Source organism: Stappia sp. TSB10GB4, assembly GCF_900185745.1.
Lineage (GTDB): Bacteria > Pseudomonadota > Alphaproteobacteria > Rhizobiales > Stappiaceae > Stappia.
In genome coordinates this window covers 164,206-179,676 of the sequence record NZ_FYAV01000047.1, presented here as the reverse complement: position 1 = coordinate 179,676, position 15,471 = coordinate 164,206, and the positions used below count along the sequence as shown (strand labels likewise).

At 65.2% G+C, this 15,471-nt stretch carries 15 protein-coding genes; 14 read left to right on the top strand and 1 reads right to left on the bottom strand.

Annotated features, from left to right (window positions below; all coding sequences use genetic code 11):
• Positions 1-103 precede the first annotated feature (103 nt).
• The 14 genes from TSB10GB4_RS11245 (at position 104) to TSB10GB4_RS11180 (ending at position 13,138) form a co-directional block, all read left to right on the top strand.
• A complete protein-coding gene (locus TSB10GB4_RS11245) occupies positions 104-3,001 on the top strand; it encodes a formate dehydrogenase subunit alpha (protein ID WP_186395816.1) in 2,898 nt (965 codons plus the stop codon).
• Positions 3,002-3,013: 12 nt separating this feature from the next.
• Positions 3,014-3,613, top strand: a complete 600-nt coding sequence (fdh3B, locus tag TSB10GB4_RS11240; RefSeq protein WP_186389616.1) for a formate dehydrogenase FDH3 subunit beta — start codon at positions 3,014-3,016, stop codon at positions 3,611-3,613.
• 263 nt (positions 3,614-3,876) lie between these two features.
• Entirely contained in the window at positions 3,877-4,074 is a 198-nt protein-coding gene (locus TSB10GB4_RS11235) for a hypothetical protein (protein ID WP_186389615.1), read from the top strand.
• A gap of 54 nt (positions 4,075-4,128) precedes the next feature.
• Positions 4,129-5,286: a formate dehydrogenase subunit gamma gene (locus TSB10GB4_RS11230; protein WP_208984693.1), complete on the top strand. Its 1,158-nt coding sequence runs from the start codon at positions 4,129-4,131 to the stop codon at positions 5,284-5,286.
• 13 nt (positions 5,287-5,299) lie between these two features.
• Positions 5,300-6,688, top strand: coding sequence for a c-type cytochrome (locus TSB10GB4_RS11225; protein ID WP_208984691.1), 1,389 nt, complete (start codon positions 5,300-5,302; stop codon positions 6,686-6,688).
• On the top strand, positions 6,685-6,849 hold the full coding sequence (locus TSB10GB4_RS11220; protein ID WP_186395815.1) for a hypothetical protein: 165 nt from the start codon (positions 6,685-6,687) through the stop codon (positions 6,847-6,849). The genes TSB10GB4_RS11225 and TSB10GB4_RS11220 overlap by 4 nt, the downstream gene beginning before the upstream one ends.
• Positions 6,846-7,799 carry a S1C family serine protease gene (locus tag TSB10GB4_RS11215; RefSeq protein ID WP_186395814.1) on the top strand — a complete coding sequence of 318 codons (954 nt, stop codon included), beginning with the start codon at positions 6,846-6,848 and terminating at the stop codon, positions 7,797-7,799. Before TSB10GB4_RS11220 ends, TSB10GB4_RS11215 begins: the two co-directional genes overlap by 4 nt.
• 115 nt (positions 7,800-7,914) lie before the next feature.
• On the top strand, positions 7,915-8,106 hold the full coding sequence (locus tag TSB10GB4_RS11210) for a DUF6494 family protein (RefSeq protein ID WP_186389612.1): 192 nt from the start codon (positions 7,915-7,917) through the stop codon (positions 8,104-8,106).
• Between the two features lie 58 nt (positions 8,107-8,164).
• Positions 8,165-8,986, top strand: a complete 822-nt coding sequence (locus TSB10GB4_RS11205; protein ID WP_186395813.1) for a biotin/lipoate--protein ligase family protein — start codon at positions 8,165-8,167, stop codon at positions 8,984-8,986.
• Positions 8,983-9,468, top strand: a complete 486-nt coding sequence (locus TSB10GB4_RS11200; protein WP_186395812.1) for a DUF6505 family protein — start codon at positions 8,983-8,985, stop codon at positions 9,466-9,468. The genes TSB10GB4_RS11205 and TSB10GB4_RS11200 overlap by 4 nt, the downstream gene beginning before the upstream one ends.
• Entirely contained in the window at positions 9,468-10,484 is a 1,017-nt protein-coding gene (locus TSB10GB4_RS11195) for a DUF6352 family protein (RefSeq protein WP_186395811.1), read from the top strand. The genes TSB10GB4_RS11200 and TSB10GB4_RS11195 overlap by 1 nt, the downstream gene beginning before the upstream one ends.
• A 47-nt stretch (positions 10,485-10,531) precedes the next feature.
• Complete coding sequence (locus tag TSB10GB4_RS11190) at positions 10,532-11,434, top strand: DMT family transporter (protein ID WP_186395810.1); 903 nt, start codon at positions 10,532-10,534, stop codon at positions 11,432-11,434.
• A gap of 56 nt (positions 11,435-11,490) precedes the next feature.
• Positions 11,491-12,717, top strand: a complete 1,227-nt coding sequence (locus tag TSB10GB4_RS11185) for a multidrug effflux MFS transporter (RefSeq protein WP_186395809.1) — start codon at positions 11,491-11,493, stop codon at positions 12,715-12,717.
• 118 nt (positions 12,718-12,835) lie between these two features.
• Positions 12,836-13,138 (top strand): DUF3144 domain-containing protein, encoded by a 303-nt coding sequence (locus TSB10GB4_RS11180; RefSeq protein WP_186395808.1) that lies wholly within the window; start codon positions 12,836-12,838, stop codon positions 13,136-13,138.
• Between the two features lie 49 nt (positions 13,139-13,187).
• Here TSB10GB4_RS11180 and TSB10GB4_RS11175 read toward each other — a convergent pair whose 3' ends face one another.
• Positions 13,188-15,227, bottom strand: coding sequence for a 4Fe-4S dicluster domain-containing protein (locus TSB10GB4_RS11175; protein WP_186395807.1), 2,040 nt, complete (start codon positions 15,225-15,227; stop codon positions 13,188-13,190).
• Between the last annotated feature and the right edge of the window lie 244 nt (positions 15,228-15,471).

The following is a 15,471-nucleotide window of genomic DNA, read 5'->3' as shown; positions in this document are numbered from 1 at the left end:
CAGTCGCCGCAGGTGCAAACAAGGACCCGCGCCACCCGCGTCAGGGCCCAGGCGCAGCAGACATCGCCTTGGCGCGAGGCTGCGCAACCGAGGGAGAAACGTGATGCTGAGGAAGAAGACGAGCGGGACGGCACGTCGGTCCAGCCTGGCTTCCGCCATCGAGGCAATCGGTGCGAGTGCGATGGACCGCCGCATGTTCCTGCGTCGATCGGGCCTCGCCGCGGGCGGGCTGGCCGCCGCCGGAGCCCTGACCGGCACCATGGTGCGCAAGGCGGAGGCGGCCGGGCCGACCAGGGCACGGGTCGATATCAAGAAGTCCATCTGCACCCATTGCTCGGTCGGCTGCACGGTGTTGGCGGAGGTTCAGGACGGCGTTTGGACCGGTCAGGAACCGGGCTTCGACAGCCCGTTCAATCTCGGCTCGCACTGCGCCAAGGGCGCGGCCGTGCGCGAACACGCCCATGGCGAGCGGCGGCTCAAGTACCCCACCAAGCTGGTCAACGGAAAGTGGGAGCGGATCTCCTGGGAACAGGCGATCGACGAGATCGGCGACCAGATGCTGAAGATCCGCGACGAAAGCGGACCCGACAGCGTCTACTGGCTCGGCTCGGCCAAGCACAACAACGAGCAGGCCTATCTGGTGCGCAAGTTCGCCGCGTTCTGGGGCACGAACAACGTCGATCACCAGGCGCGGATCTGTCACTCGACCACAGTCGCAGGTGTTGCCAACACCTGGGGCTACGGCGCGATGACAAACTCCTACAACGACATGCACAAGTCCAAGGCGATGCTCCTGATCGGCAGCAATCCCGCCGAGGCGCATCCCGTTTCCCTGCTGCACATCCTCAAGGCCAAGGAGGAGAACGCTGCGCCGCTGATCGTCTGTGATCCGCGGTTTACCCGCACGGCGGCTCACGCGAGCGAATATGTCCGCTTCCGTCCGGGCACGGACGTGGCCCTCGTCTGGGGGATTCTCTGGCACATCTTCCAGAATGGCTGGGAGGACAAGGAGTACATCCGCCAGCGCGTCTGGGGCATGGATCAGATTCGCGCCGAAGTGGCCAAGTGGACACCCGAGGAAACGGAGCGCGTCACGGGCGTTCCCGGTTCGCAGTTGCGCCGCGTTGCCCGTACGCTTGCCAACAACCGCCCCGGTACGCTGGTCTGGTGCATGGGCGGAACCCAGCATACCAACGGCAACAACAACACGCGTGCCTATTGTGCCTTGCAATTGGCGCTCGGCAATATCGGCATGTCGGGTGGCGGCGCCAACATCTTCCGTGGCCATGACAACGTCCAGGGCGCGACGGACTTCGGCGTCGTCGCCGACTCCCTTCCCGGATACTATGGTCTTGCCGAGGGGGCCTGGCGTCACTGGGCGCGGGTGTGGGATGTCGACTACGACTATCTGGCGGGCCGTTTCGCCACCATGAAGGGCGCCGACGGCAAGGATCGCCCGATGATGTTCGAGTCCGGCATCACGGTGTCGCGCTGGATCGACGGCGTGTTGGAGGACAAGGACAATCTGGTCCAGCCCGACAACACGCGGGCGATGGTGTTCTGGGGGCATGCGCCGAATTCGCAGACCCGCCTGCCCGAGATGAAGCGGGCAATGGAGAAGCTCGACCTGCTGGTGATCATCGACCCGTTCCCGACCATGTCGGCGGTGCTGAGCGATCGCAAGGACGGCGTCTATCTGCTGCCGGCAACGACCCAGTTTGAAACCTACGGGTCTGTGACGGCGTCGAACCGCTCGCTGCAGTGGCGCGAGAAGGTGATGGAACCGCTGTTCGAGTCCAAGCCCGACCACGTCATCACCTATCTGCTGGCGAAAAAGTTCGGCTTCGCGGAAGGAATGTTCAAGAACATCGAAGTGAACGGCGAGGAACCGCTCATCGAGGACCTGACGCGCGAGTTCAATCGCGGCATGTGGACCATCGGTTATACCGGCCAGTCGCCGGAGCGGTTGAAGCTGCACATGGCCAACCAGCATACGTTCGACCGCACGACGCTGCGCGCCAATGGCGGCCCGGCCGACGGCGATTACTACGGCTTGCCATGGCCGTGCTGGGGTACGCCGGAGATGAAGCATCCGGGCTCGGCCGTCCTTTATGACACGTCCATTCCGGTGGCGGAGGGCGGCATGGGCTTCCGTGCCCGCTTCGGCGTCGAGAGGAACGGCGACAACCTGCTCGCGGAAGGGTCCTGGCCGGTCGGCTCGGAGATCGAGGACGGCTATCCCGAGTTCACCATGGCCATGCTGCAGAAGCTTGGCTGGGATGTCGACCTGACCGACGAGGAGCGGGCCGAAATCGAGGCCGCCGGCGGCGAGAATGCCAACTGGAAGACCGACCTGTCCGGCGGCATCCAGCGCGTGGCGATCAAGCACGGCTGTGCCCCCTATGGCAATGCAAAGGCCCGCACCGTGGTGTGGACCTTCCCGGATCCGGTGCCGCTGCACCGCGAACCGCTCTACACCAATCGCCGCGACCTGCTCGACAAGTACGCGACCTACGAGGACAAGACCTTCTGGCGCGTACCAACGCGCTACAAGTCGATCCAGGAGAACGACTATTCCAAGGACTTCCCAATCATCCTGACGTCGGGACGTCTGGTGGAATACGAGGGCGGCGGCGACGAGACCCGCTCGAACCCGTGGCTGGCCGAGTTGCAGCAGGACATGTTCGTCGAGATCAATCCGCGCGATGCCAACGATCTGGGCATTCGTGACAGGGAAATGGTGTGGGTGCACGGCCCGGAAGGCGGCAAGGTCAAGGTGATGGCGATGGTGACCGAGCGCGTCGGCGTCGGCGTCGCTTTCATGCCGTTTCACTTCGGCGGCCACTACCAGGGCGAAGATCTCCGGAGCAAGTATCCGGTCGGGTCCGACCCCTACGTGCTGGGCGAGGCAACCAACACTGCACAAACCTATGGCTACGACAGCGTCACCCAGATGCAGGAAACCAAGGCCACGCTGTGCCGCATCGAGCGTGTGGCGTAAGGGGGAGAGATCATGGCACGAATGAAATTCCTCTGCGACGCCGAGCGCTGCATCGAGTGCAATGCCTGCGTCACCGCCTGCAAGAACGAGCATGAAGTGCCTTGGGGCATCAATCGCCGCCGCGTGGTGACCCTGCAGGACGGCAAGCCGGGCGAGCGCTCCATTTCGGTCGCTTGCATGCACTGCTCGGATGCGCCCTGCATGGCAGTCTGTCCGGTCGATTGCTTCTATCAGACCGACGAGGGGGTGGTTCTCCATTCCAAGGACCTGTGTATCGGCTGCGGCTATTGCTTCTACGCCTGTCCCTTCGGCGCGCCGCAATATCCGCAGGCCGGCAACTTCGGCTCGCGCGGCAAGATGGACAAGTGCACCTTCTGCGCCGGCGGTCCTGAAGCCGACAACTCCTCGGTCGAATATGCCAAATATGGCCGCAACCGCCTGGCGGAGGGCAAACTGCCGCTTTGCGCGGAAATGTGTTCGACCAAGGCGCTGCTGGCCGGCGACGGCGATGTGGTCTCGGCGATCTATCGCGAGCGTGTCGTCGCGCGCGGCTTCGGCGCGGGAGCCTGGGGATGGGGCACCGCCTACGAGCAGAAGGCCGGAAGCTTCTGACCGGATGTGCCGGTTGATCGTGAAAAAGGGCAGGGGCGGCCGGTGGCCGCCCAAACTGCTGACAAACCTCGGAGGCACTCCGAAACGCCTGAGATTCACGGAACGTCACAGATTCAGACCGTGAACATATCGGAATCAAAACCCCTCGTTTTCGAGTCTCATGAAAAAACGAGGGGTTTGTAAGCAAACTGGGGCGGCCGGTGGCCGCCTTTGTTCGTCGCTGGACCTTGATCCTTCCGCAGCCTGAGCAAGGAGAGCTTGACGTGAAATCGGGACCAGCCGCCTGGGGCATGATGATCGTCGCGGCCACGCTGCTCGCGTTCGTGCCGGGATGCCGGGAGGACGAGCAGAACCGGCCGCTGCATCTGGAGAAGGGGGTCTATCAGGGAGCGGACGACGCGCCGCTCACCGCGGAGGAGCGCCGTGCTCTGCAGGAGCGTGCCAACAGGCAGCGGTTCTGAAGGGCGGCAGGAGACTGGCGATCGAGCGTCCGGACGAGCAAGGGAGGGATTGGGATGAACCACACGGGAACCATTCGCCACGCCGGCTGGCCGCACGCACTTGCGCTGCGTCTCCATGCGGTTGTTCTTGCTGCGGTCGCGGTGGTCTTCCTGGCGCTGACCATGCAGGCGCCGGCCCTGGCGCAGCAGCCTATACTCGACCCGGCGCCTGAGTCGCCGGTGCAGGGCCAGGTTCCCGGAAACACGCGCGGCACCGTTTCCGACAGCGACCTGTGGCGCGCCGTACGACAGGGTGTTGCCGGCAGCGTGTCGATCCCCGACAGGAACGCTGCGACCCTGGTGCAGTCGGAGGGCGAACTCTGGCGCTCGATCCGCAATGGTCCGCTCGCCCTCTATGGCAGTTGGGCGCTGCTGGCGACGGTCGTGGCGCTGAGCCTTTTCTTCGCCATTCGCGGACGCATTCGCATCGAGCACGGGCGATCCGACCGGACCATTACCCGTTTCGTCGCTGTCGAGCGCTTCGGCCACTGGCTGCTGGCAATCTCCTTCATCGTGCTGGCGCTGACCGGCCTCAATGTCATGTATGGCCGCTACGTGCTGCTGCCTCTGATCGGGCCGGAGGCCTTCGGCGCGATCACCATGTTCGGCAAGTACCTGCACAACTACCTTGCCTTCGCCTTCATGGCCGGCCTGGTCATCGTGTTCCTGATGTGGGTGCGGCACAATCTTCCGGACCGAACCGATATCAAATGGGTGCTGCAGGGAGGCGGTGTTCTCTCTCGCCGGCTCCATCCTCCGGCGAAGAAGTTCAATGCCGGGCAGAAGGTGATCTTCTGGCTGACGATCCTGTGCGGCGTGTCGATCTCCCTGTCCGGCTGGACATTGCTGTTTCCCTACACGACGCACTTCTTCTCCGGCACGTTCGAAGTGGTCAACACGGTGTTCGGGAGCGAGCTCCCGACCGCTCTGACACCGTTGCAGGAGCAGCAACTCGCTTCGCTCTGGCATTCGATCATGAGCGTCTTCCTGATCTGCGTGATCCTTGCGCATATCTATATCGGCACGATCGGCATGGAGGGCGCCTTCGATGCGATGGGATCGGGCGAGGTCGATCTCAACTGGGCGAAGGAACATCATTCCCTGTGGGTGGATGAGGTGATGGCCCGCGAGGGAGAACAGAACGGCGGGGCGAAGGTGCAGCCCGCCGAATAGCCGGGAGCGCGACGTGTCGGCAGCACTCAAGACCTGCGTGATATCGGCGGTTCTGGCACTGGCTGCTGCCAGTGCCAGAACCGCCGCAGGCGAGGAGACAGGGTCATGGCCCGGGCGGCTGCAGGGGCATGGCGGGCCAGTGAGGTCGGTCACGGTCGATCCGGAGGATGCGCAAGTGCTCACCGCGTCCTTCGACTATTCGGTCATCCTTTGGGACATCAGCGCGGGCGAGGCGAGGATCCTGCATCGCATGATCGGCCACGAGGCCGCCGCCAATGATGCGGCCTTCGCCGGTGCGGGCCGTGCGGTGTCGGTCGGGGACGATGGGGCGGTGATCCTCTGGGACCTTGATACGGGGACGATGCTCGACCGGACCGATACCGGCGACGACAAGATGCTGGCGGTCGCCGTCAGCCCGGATGGCCGCTTCGCGGCGACCGCGTCCTGGGACTGGACGGCCAGGATTTACACTCTGGAGAGCGACCGGCTGACCGAGCGCGCCGTGCTGCGCGGCCACCGCGGCACCGTCAATGCCGTCGCCTTCTCCGAAGACGGAGCCCGCGTCTATACGGCCTCCTATGACGGCGCGATCCGGCTCTTCGACCGGGAGAGCGGCGAGTTCCTGCAAGAGGTCTACTCGCATGGCTGGGCCATCAATGCGATGCGCCTGCTGCCCGGTGGGCAGCACCTTGTCTTTGGCGCCGCCGACGGTGAGGTGGCGGTGGTCGACATCGCGCAAGGCGCGGTCTTCAAGCAGCTCGCCAGCCACGAGCGGCCCGTCCTGTCGCTGGCGCTGTCGGGTGATGGGCACCGCCTTGCCAGTGGCGGTGGCGACGGACGCATCCGCGTCTATGCAACGGACGGATGGGAGAGGCTGGAGGAGTTCGAGAACCCTTACGGTCCGATCTGGGGCACGGCCCTGCCGGGCGACGGTTCGGTAGCCCTGTATGCCGGCCTCGACGACCATGTGAATGTCTGGCAGGTGGCTCCCCGCAAGGCCTTCGAGCCGGTCGAGAGCGCCTTTCCGCGCCGCTTCCAGGTGGCCGAGGACGAGGATCCGGGACGACGGCAATTCGCGCGAAAATGTTCCGTCTGCCACACGCTGACGCCGGATGACGGCAACCGCGCCGGCCCGACGCTCTACGGCGTCTTCGGACGACGGGTCGGAACACTGCCGGGCTATCCCTATTCGGAAGCGCTGCGCCGTCTCGACTTCATCTGGACCGAGCAGACGATCTCCGATCTCTTCGACCATGGCCCGGATATCGTGACGCCGGGGTCCAAGATGCCGCTTCAGCGCCTGACGAACGACGAGGAGCGTAACGCGCTGGTGGCCTATCTCAAACGAGCGACCGCGCCCGATGCCGGCGGGGTCGGCAGCGAGGGAGAACGGAAACGATGAAGGCGTTCGTGAGCGCACTTGTTGCGCTCGTCGTGATCGGGACGGGGGCGTGGGCCTATCTCACCCGCGAACTGGATTACTCGTCGGCCTCTGTCTACACATCGCAGACTGCGGGTGCGGTGCGACTTTCGCCGGACAGCGGCAGGCGACCGGGCGAATGAGCGTGCACGTCCGCCCAGGCATCTTGCGCGCGCTTTTTTGTGCCGCGCCACTGGCGATCTTCGCGGATGCGGGCGCATCTGCCCAGCCGGCGCCGGCGGACCTGCTGGAGCGCGCACGGGCCGCAGTCGTTGCGGTACTGCCGGACTGGCCCGAAGGCCGTGCCAATGCGGAAGAACCGGAAGGCTCGGCCGTGGCGATCGGCGACGGCACCATGCTGCTCACCGCCGATCACGTGCTTGGTCAGGCCCGGGGTGTTCGCCTGCGCTTTTCCGACGGCCGCGTTCTTCCGGCGGAAATCATCTTCCGGGATGCCGAGACCGACCTCGCCATTCTGCGCGCGCCCGAGGCCCTGCCGCCGCTCGTCTTTGCGCCGCAGCCCGGCCTGGGTGCCCCGGTATGCGCGCTCGGCAATGGCTTTGGCCTTGGGATCTCGTTGAGTTGCGGCGTGGTATCGGCAACGGCGAGGGGCGGTGTCGGGTTCAATGCGGTCGAGGACTTCATCCAGACCGACGCGGCGGTCAATCCGGGCGCGTCGGGCGGCGCTCTGATTGATAGCGAAGGGAGGATCGTGGGCATTCTCTCGGCGATCTTCACCAAGTCCGGAGACGGCGATATCGGAGTGAACTTCGCTGTCTCGGCGGCGCTCGCTGAGCATGTGATCGAGGCCGCGATCACGTTCGCCAGCCCGCGTCGCAGTCTCGGCGCGCAGGTGCGGCCAACGCGGCCCGGTCCCAACAAGGCGGGTCTCGAAGTGATTTCCGTTGATGAGGACGGAGCCGCACACCGGGCCGGCCTTGCGCCGGGTGACGTCATCCTCTCGATCGACGGCGTATCCGTCAGCAAGCTGGCGGCGTTTCGCGGGCGCCTGGAGCGCCGCGATGCGCGCGGCCGGCTGATCGTCCGCCGGGCAGACTCAGAACTTCAAGTGGATCTGAAAGTTGCAGACTGATCAATAGCTTGCTCGACTGCGCGGACTCTTCATCGCAGATTGGTGATTCACAATCTCAACGGGAGGCGGGCGAAAGGTTTCGCCTTTGCCCCGCCCCAGGCATCAGGAGAAAATCATGAACGACGAGACCTTCAACATGTCTCTGAGGAAGTTCCTCAAGCAGGTCGGCGTCACCTCGCAACAGGCGCTGGAGACTCATGTTCGCGAGGCCGGCCTGACGACGGGCACGTTGTCCGCCCGGGTGGTGCTGACACTGGATGGACAGGAGTTCGAGCATGTTGTGACAGGTCAGATCGATCTCGGCTGAGACCTTGCCGGACCTGTCGGGAGGCTGCGGAATCATTTTTTGAAGGAATTCCTGCATCGTGCCGGAACAAAAGGACAAAGCGCCTTCCGACCCACGCCTGCCGCCCTTGCTGGCCGGGCACAGGAGGCCAGCTTGCGAGCACCCTTTCGACGCAGCGGTCGCCGGCGCGGAAGCCGGCCGCTACTCCGCCGGCGACCTGCTGTGGTCCGAGAGCCGGAGCCACTTGCGGATCGCCCTTGTGCTGGAACCTGATGTGCCGCCCACGCGCTGCGCCGAGATGCTGTTTCTTGCCATGGTCGCGAGCACAGATGCGATCGGCACGCTCATCCCGCCGGAAGTTGCCCTGACCTATGTCTGGCCAGCCACGCTGCGTGCGAACGGAGCGCGGGTCGGACGGGCCCGGTTCCGGCAGTCGACAGATCTGGACGAGGAGGGTGCGCCGCTGTGGCTGGTGGTCGGCATCGAGATGCGCCTCGCTCCGGTTGGCGGAGACGTGGAGCCCGGAGAGATCCCGCATCTGACCAGCCTTTCCGACGAGGGGGCGGCGGATCTCGATGGCACGCTCGCGGTGGAGGCCCTGGCGCGCCATCTGATGACTTGGCTCCACACCTGGGAGGTCGAGGGGTTCGGCCCGGTCGTTGAGAACTGGCTGTTTCGGGCAGATGGCTATAAGGGTGAGGTCGTTCTGCCCGACCCGCACGGCGATCTGCGCGGCACGTTCCTGGGGCTCGACGAAGCCGGAAACCTGCTCCTCAGGCCAATGGACGCAGAACCGGTGACGGTGGTGGCGGTGCCGCTCGATCGGCACCTGGATCAACTTGACCGGCTCGACAGCCTGGATGCCGCGCTGGCGCTCCACAGTGAGGTAACTGACCGATGACACGGCTGCTGAAGGCGATCCAGCTCGATGTGTCGGACACGAAAGTGTTCCCGCAGGCGGCGGAGGCGGGCGACTGGGTGATTCCCGGAACATTCGCGTTCCGCGCCTATACGGATGAGGGGCTGACCGGGAAACTGCGCCAGGCCTTCGTTTCCGGGTTCCTGTCTCTGGAAAATTTTGGCTGGGCGACGCTGGCGACCCCGGCCGACCTGCCAGACGGGGAGCGCGAGCGACTGATCGAGCGACTTTCGGAGCATTTCGTCGCCGAACATGGCGCTCCGTCTCTGGAGGCCGCGCGGTCGGTGGCCGAGGCAGAACTGGACGACGCCGCCGAAATTGCCGCGGAACTGGACCTCGATGCGCTGCTGGCGATCAGCCGCGAGATCGACGAGGACGGATCGATCCGCGAGAGCCTGCACCTGTTGGAGCGCGCGGGCGACGGGTCCCATGCCCGGATCTGGGACGTGTCCGAGGACGAGTGATGCCGCAATTCTGGAAGTCCTCGGGGATGCATCTCCTGACGCGTGACGCGCATGGCTATCTCGCCGTGACGCCGGATTTCCTGCGCGCCTATTACACGCGGCCCGAACTCCACCCGGTGGAAGACTCCTGCGCTGCCGAGCACCGCCTGTTCGAGAGGCTGATGGCGGACCCTTTCGCTCCCGTCGGCGAACAGGACCTTGCGGCCATCGCGGACCCGGACGCGGCGGACAACTATCGCATCGTGTTGCGGTTCCGGGATCACCTGCTGGCGCATGGCAGCATCGAAAGCGGCTATGCCGCCCTGTTCCAGGCGGGCAACGGCATCGCGATTCCGCCGATGTTCATCGATCAGTTGGTGCACCTCATCGCCCACAATATCCTGCGCAAGGTCGCCGATCCTCTGCGTTTGCGCGCCGGCGAACTGCTGTTCCGCGAGCAGGCGGCAACCACGGCGGACGGGCAACTCATGCTGGCGGATGCCGAAACTGTCGAGACCTATTCGCGCACCGGCGGTCTGGGAGGCCTGGGGGCATTGCTGGCCGAAGCCGGCACGCCGCTGCCCTCCGTCTCGCTCGATGTCCTGACCGAAGACAATGCCTCGATCTACTGGGACCGTTCGGACCGCTTCGATACCGCCATCGACGTCCGGTTCACTGAACCGGCCCTCGATGCCTTCGCGAGGGTTCTGGAAAGCTGGATCGCCCATTTCCATGGCGTTTCGGTCCGCATCCAGCCGCAGCAATCGATCCGCGACGAGCGCTGGTCCTGGCATGTCGGACTGGACGCCGAGGCGACCCGCATCCTCAATGCCCTTTATGAGGGAAAACCGGTCGGGGATGAAGATCTCGGTCGGATCGTCGCCCTGTTCCGTCTGGACTTCGACAGCCGGGGCGATGCCATCGACAGCATGCGCGGCAAGCCGGTCTGGATGGGGCTGGCAATGGGAGCGGACAATATCGTGCGCATGAAGCCGCAGAACCTATTGACAAACCTGCCAGTTCGGCGCCGAAACTGACTGCCCCGCCCGCGGTCGTTACGCCCGCAAGCCACCGGACCCCTGCCATGATCGCCTCGGAAAACGGCCGTGCCATCCTGTTCATGATGCTTGCCATGGCCGGGTTCATCGTGAACGACAGTTTCGTGAAGCTGGTCTCCGAGCGTTTGCCGCTTGGCGAGATCATGTTCGTGCGCGGAATGATGGCGCTGGTCCTGGTTCTTGCCCTTGCCATTTTCAACGGCGAGGTCCGGCGGTTTTCTCTGCTGGTGAACCGGACTGTCGGCCTGCGGGTGTTTGCCGAGGTGACGGCGACTGTCCTCTATCTTACGGCGCTCTTCAACATGGAGATCGCCAACGCAACGGCCATCCTTCAGGCGCTGCCGCTGCTGGTCACGGCGGGCGCTGCCGTGTTCCTGGGAGCGCCGGTCGGCTGGCGACGCTGGACCGCGATCGCAGTCGGTTTTTGCGGCGTGCTGCTGATCGTGCGTCCGGGCATGGAGGGGTTCAACGCATGGGCCCTGATTGCGCTCGCCAGCGTGCTCTTCATGGCGCTGCGCGACCTCGCAACCAACGTTCTGCCGAAGAGCGTGCCGACACTCGGCGTCACTTTCGCGACCCTGGTCGGCGTCACGGTGACCGGGATGGCGCTGTCGCTGGGCGAGACATGGGTCATGCCGACCCTGCTGGACCTGACATTCCTGGCGGCGGCCGCTCTGTTCATTCTCATCGGATTTGTCGCCATCATCAACGCGATGCGCATCGGCGACATCTCGCTGGTCGCTCCGTTCCGCTATTCGATCATCGTCTGGGCGATCATCATCGGCTTTGTCGTATGGGGCGATGTTCCGGACCTGCCGACGCTTGCCGGCATTGCCATCGTCGTTGCCACCGGACTGTACAGCCTGATGCGCGAGCGCAAGAAGCTCAACGCCGCCGGCCCGGCCGCGACGGCGGACCTGCCGCGCTGACTTTCAGACCTGCCGAAACTTGCCATTCACGCTTCGCACGCCGTAAAGCAGTTCCTATGACAAAACCCTTATCCCCGGCACTTTCGGAGCGGCGCCCGACAATCGCGCTTCTTGTTGCCGTCTCAGCCGTCAATCCGCTTGCCCTCAATATCTACCTGCCGTCGATGCCGACGCTGGTCGGCATTTTCGAGACGACTGCCGGCATGGTGCAGCTCACGCTGTCGCTCTATCTGGCAGCCGTTGCCGTCGCCCAGATCGGCATCGGCCCGTTGTCGGATCGGCACGGCCGCAGACCGGTGCTGCTGTGGGGGCTGGCGATCTTCATTCTCGGCAGCACCGTCTGCACCCTGGCGGATACGATCGAGACGATGCTGGTGGGTCGGGTGCTGCAGGCGGCCGGCGGCTGCGCCGGCATCGTGCTCGGACGCGCCATCGTGCGCGATCTCTTCGATCGCAGCCAAGCGGCCAGCATGATCGGCTACGTGACGATGGGGCTGGCGGTGGCGCCGATGATCGGACCGGCGCTCGGCGGCGCTCTGGACGAGAATTTTGGCTGGCGGACCAGTTCCTATCTGATGGTGGTGCTGGGCATCGTTGTCTTCGTCTGGGCCTGGTTCGAACTGCACGAGACGAACCACAACCGCACGCCGGCGGGAGGCGGCCTGAGGGGGCTGGCGCAGAGCTATGCCGTGCTTGCCCGGTCCTCGCTGTTCATGAGCTATGCGATGACCTCCGCCTTCACGTCGGCGGTGTTCTTCTCCTTCCTTGGCGGAGCTCCCTTCATTGCCGCCGAACTGCTGCACATGACGCCGTCGACCTATGGCCTCTATTTCATGTTGGTGGCTGGCGGCTACATCATCGGCAACTGGACGTCGGGCCGGTTCTCCGCCCGGATCGGCATCGGCCGGATGATCAACGGCGGCAATGCCGTCCTGAGCGTCGCAGTGCTGGCGATCGCGGCCGCGTTCTGGACGGGGCACCTGCATCCATTGTCGCTGTTCGGTCCGATGTTCGTGGTCGGGCTCGGCAACGGCATGTCGCTGCCAAATGCGATTGCCGGTGCCGTGAGTGTCCGCCCGGATCTTGCCGGCGCGGCCTCGGGCTTCACCGGCAGCATGCAGATCGGCGCGGGCGCGATCACGTCGGCGCTGGTTGGTTGGCTCTTGTCCGGCGTGCTGTGGCCGGGCACGATCTGGCCGCTGGTTCTGGTTATGGCCGTCTGCTGCTGTATCGCCGTCGGTTCGGGGGTCGTCGCACGTCTGCTGGAGCCCTCCGACTGTTAGGGAACGCCCGGCCAGTGGTTCGGGAAGTACGGGCCGCGGGTTGCCGGCCGGGGGAGACACGAACGCGGAAAACCGGGCGCCGCGCCGTCACGACGGGGCCGAAAGCGAGGACAAGCCAATGACCAACAGACAGGATCGGCGCGCTGGTCGTGCGACGGGGACGCTCGACACGACAGGCTTCCTGCAGGTGGCCGCAAGGTTCATCGACTTGGCCAATCGCGAGAACCGCAAGATCGCCGCCACCGACCTGCAAATGGCCTTCCTCTGGGCCGCCGCGCGCTACAACGCGCATGTCGCCAAGGCGGTGATCGGGGTCGAGGATCACGAGGAGTTGGTCACTCAGATGGTGGAGAGCTATCGCGAGATGCTGCGCCAGAACCTCGCGGATCCGGAACTCGATCCGCCGGCCGGCAGCGCCTGAGGATCGTCCGGGAGACGCTGTTCACCACGTTGCGCGAACCGGTGGGTCGTCAACTGTCCTTCAGGAAGTCCTCCGCGGTCAGCGCCTCCCTGTCGAGCGCGAGATAGTCGTCGGTGGTGATAACCCTTGGGCGCGCTCCGCCGCGCAGCGGCGTATCCTCCATCTCCCACTGAGCCGAAATCCGGCAGTCGTCGCACATCTCGATCAGGGCGATCTGCTCGGCGCGCTGGAACATCCAATGCTTGCCGGAGAGCTTCTCACGGATGCGGGCGATGGAGGCTTTCGTGCCGAAGGCTTTGCCGCAGGACACGCAGGTGGCCGGCTCCTCCTCGTGCAGCACCTGCGGCCTCATCGCAGCCGGCGTGGCGTTATAGCGGGCCTCCAGCGTGATCACCTGCTCCGGACAGGTGTTGGCGCAAAGCCTGCACTGGACGCAGGCGGCTTCCGTCAGGCTCACCTGCGGTTTGTCGGGGTTGTCGGACAGGGCCGCCGTGGGACAGGCCGAGACGCAGGCAAGGCACAGCGTGCAGCCCTGCGCGGCGATGCGGATCCGGCCATAGGGCGCATGCGAGGGCAGGGCGATGATGTCTTGCGCCGAAGGGGCGCTTTCCAGCAGACGGGCAATGGCGCTGCGCGCAACATCGCGCTTGCCGCCGACCGGGTCGACGCTTGTCGGCCTGATGGCGGGACCAAGCGCGGGCAGGGCGAAGTGTCCATCGAGACGGTCCGGATCGTCTTCCACGGCGATGGTGAACATCTCGGCGGCGTCGTAGCCCATGCCGGACAGCAGGCTCTCGCAGAGCTCGATTTCCATTCGCAGCGCATCGAGTTCGTGCGCCTTGGTCGGCGGACAGAGGAAGACGACGCGCCTTGCGCCGGCAAGGGTGGCGGCGAGGATCGCGTCATGGCCGAAACTGGTGACCGAGTGGACGGCATGCGGCAGGACATTGCCCGGCAATCCCTCGCCGAAGCGGGCGAGCGCGTTGATCAGGTCGCCGCCATGCTGGCCGTCATGGACGAGAAGCACCGCGTTGCTGCCGCCCGCCTCGCGATAGGTGCCGATGAGAGCCTGGAGGCGGCGGATCTCGCCGCGGCGATCGGGATAGCGATAGCTGACCGCCCCGGTGGGGCAATGGGCGGCGCAGGAACCGCATCCGCCGCAGATGCCCGGATCGATGACGATTTCGCGTCCCATGCTGGAAATCGCGCCGGCGGGACAGGCATCGAGACAGTTGGTGCAGCCGGTTTTGCCGGAGCGGCCATGCACGCAGATCGAGGCGTCATAGGTGACATAGAGCGGCTTCTCGAAGGTGCCGACCATGTCCGCCACGTCGAACAGGGCCCGCGCCACCGCCGCCGGAGCGCCCGGATCGACGCGGACATAGCCGTCGCGCTTTGCCGGCGCGCTGACGAGCGGGGTCTCCCCGGAAAGATCGAGAATGAGACTGCATGTCGCCTTCGCTCCGTCGCGCGGCAGCGCGAAGGACGGGGCTCCTCGCGAAGAGGGCAGCATCTGGGCATAGCCGTCGACGGTCACCGAGAAATCCCCGAGCGAACCGGCAACGGTGCGGATGCGGCCGGCATGGACGGGGATCTCCAGAGTGCTGGGCAGGAGAATCTCGGACGCGTCGCTGAGCAGCAGCGAGACGGACAGTCGCCCCTCCAGCGCCCGCGCCGCGTCGAGCGCCTGCTGGCCGGCGCCGTAGACGAGGCAGACCCCGTCCGAGTCGATCGAGTGCAACACGGCGGGTTCGACCGGCGTGAGGGCTTCGGCGAGAAGCGCGGAGATCTTCGGATGCGGATCGCTTGAGGCAGGACACCAGCCCGCCCGTTCGCGGATGTTGACGAAGGAGAGATCCTGATCGGCGCCGCGCTCCTCGGCGATTTCCTGGAAAAGCGGGGCCTCCTGCGTGCACGCCACCAGTAGCGGTTCGCCGGTCGCGAGCGCTTTTTCGAAGGAGGTCATCTGGGCCCGGCACAACTGGGTGTGGATGATGTGGTCCTTCTCCAGACCGGCGATGCGGTGCGCGTCGAGACGCATGGTCTTCTCGCAATTGCACAGCAGGATTCTGGGGTTGCTCGAAGCCATGTCGTTCCTCCCCGGCATACGGCCTCAGCCTGTCTGGCAAGCCGCCGCGCCTTATGATTGCTCCGCCGGACACTAGCGCAGTTACGAAGAGTTTTCCCCTTTCGCCTGGAGGACGCAAGTCCAGTGGCAGGCGAACGCCGTGGAGGGGCCGGATTGTCTTTGCCGCGCATGTGCTCCAGAGTCATACTCTCGAGGAGAGCATCCGGACTGCGGTCTACCGGGAGGAAGTCAGGTGCACAGGGAA

Excerpts from the sequence above, each read along its gene's own strand:
- TSB10GB4_RS11245 (WP_186395816.1), top strand. The coding sequence starts at position 104 with ATGCTGAGGAAGAAGACGAGCGGGACGGCACGTCGGTCCAGCCTGGCT.
- fdh3B (WP_186389616.1), top strand. The coding sequence starts at position 3,014 with ATGGCACGAATGAAATTCCTCTGCGACGCCGAGCGCTGCATCGAGTGC.
- TSB10GB4_RS11230 (WP_208984693.1), top strand. The coding sequence starts at position 4,129 with ATGAACCACACGGGAACCATTCGCCACGCCGGCTGGCCGCACGCACTT.
- TSB10GB4_RS11220 (WP_186395815.1), top strand. The coding sequence starts at position 6,685 with ATGAAGGCGTTCGTGAGCGCACTTGTTGCGCTCGTCGTGATCGGGACG.
- TSB10GB4_RS11215 (WP_186395814.1), top strand. The coding sequence starts at position 6,846 with ATGAGCGTGCACGTCCGCCCAGGCATCTTGCGCGCGCTTTTTTGTGCC.
- TSB10GB4_RS11210 (WP_186389612.1), top strand. The coding sequence starts at position 7,915 with ATGAACGACGAGACCTTCAACATGTCTCTGAGGAAGTTCCTCAAGCAG.
- TSB10GB4_RS11200 (WP_186395812.1), top strand. The coding sequence starts at position 8,983 with ATGACACGGCTGCTGAAGGCGATCCAGCTCGATGTGTCGGACACGAAA.
- TSB10GB4_RS11195 (WP_186395811.1), top strand. The coding sequence starts at position 9,468 with ATGCCGCAATTCTGGAAGTCCTCGGGGATGCATCTCCTGACGCGTGAC.
- TSB10GB4_RS11190 (WP_186395810.1), top strand. The coding sequence starts at position 10,532 with ATGATCGCCTCGGAAAACGGCCGTGCCATCCTGTTCATGATGCTTGCC.
- TSB10GB4_RS11185 (WP_186395809.1), top strand. The coding sequence starts at position 11,491 with ATGACAAAACCCTTATCCCCGGCACTTTCGGAGCGGCGCCCGACAATC.
- TSB10GB4_RS11180 (WP_186395808.1), top strand. The coding sequence starts at position 12,836 with ATGACCAACAGACAGGATCGGCGCGCTGGTCGTGCGACGGGGACGCTC.
- TSB10GB4_RS11175 (WP_186395807.1), bottom strand. The coding sequence starts at position 15,227 with ATGGCTTCGAGCAACCCCAGAATCCTGCTGTGCAATTGCGAGAAGACC.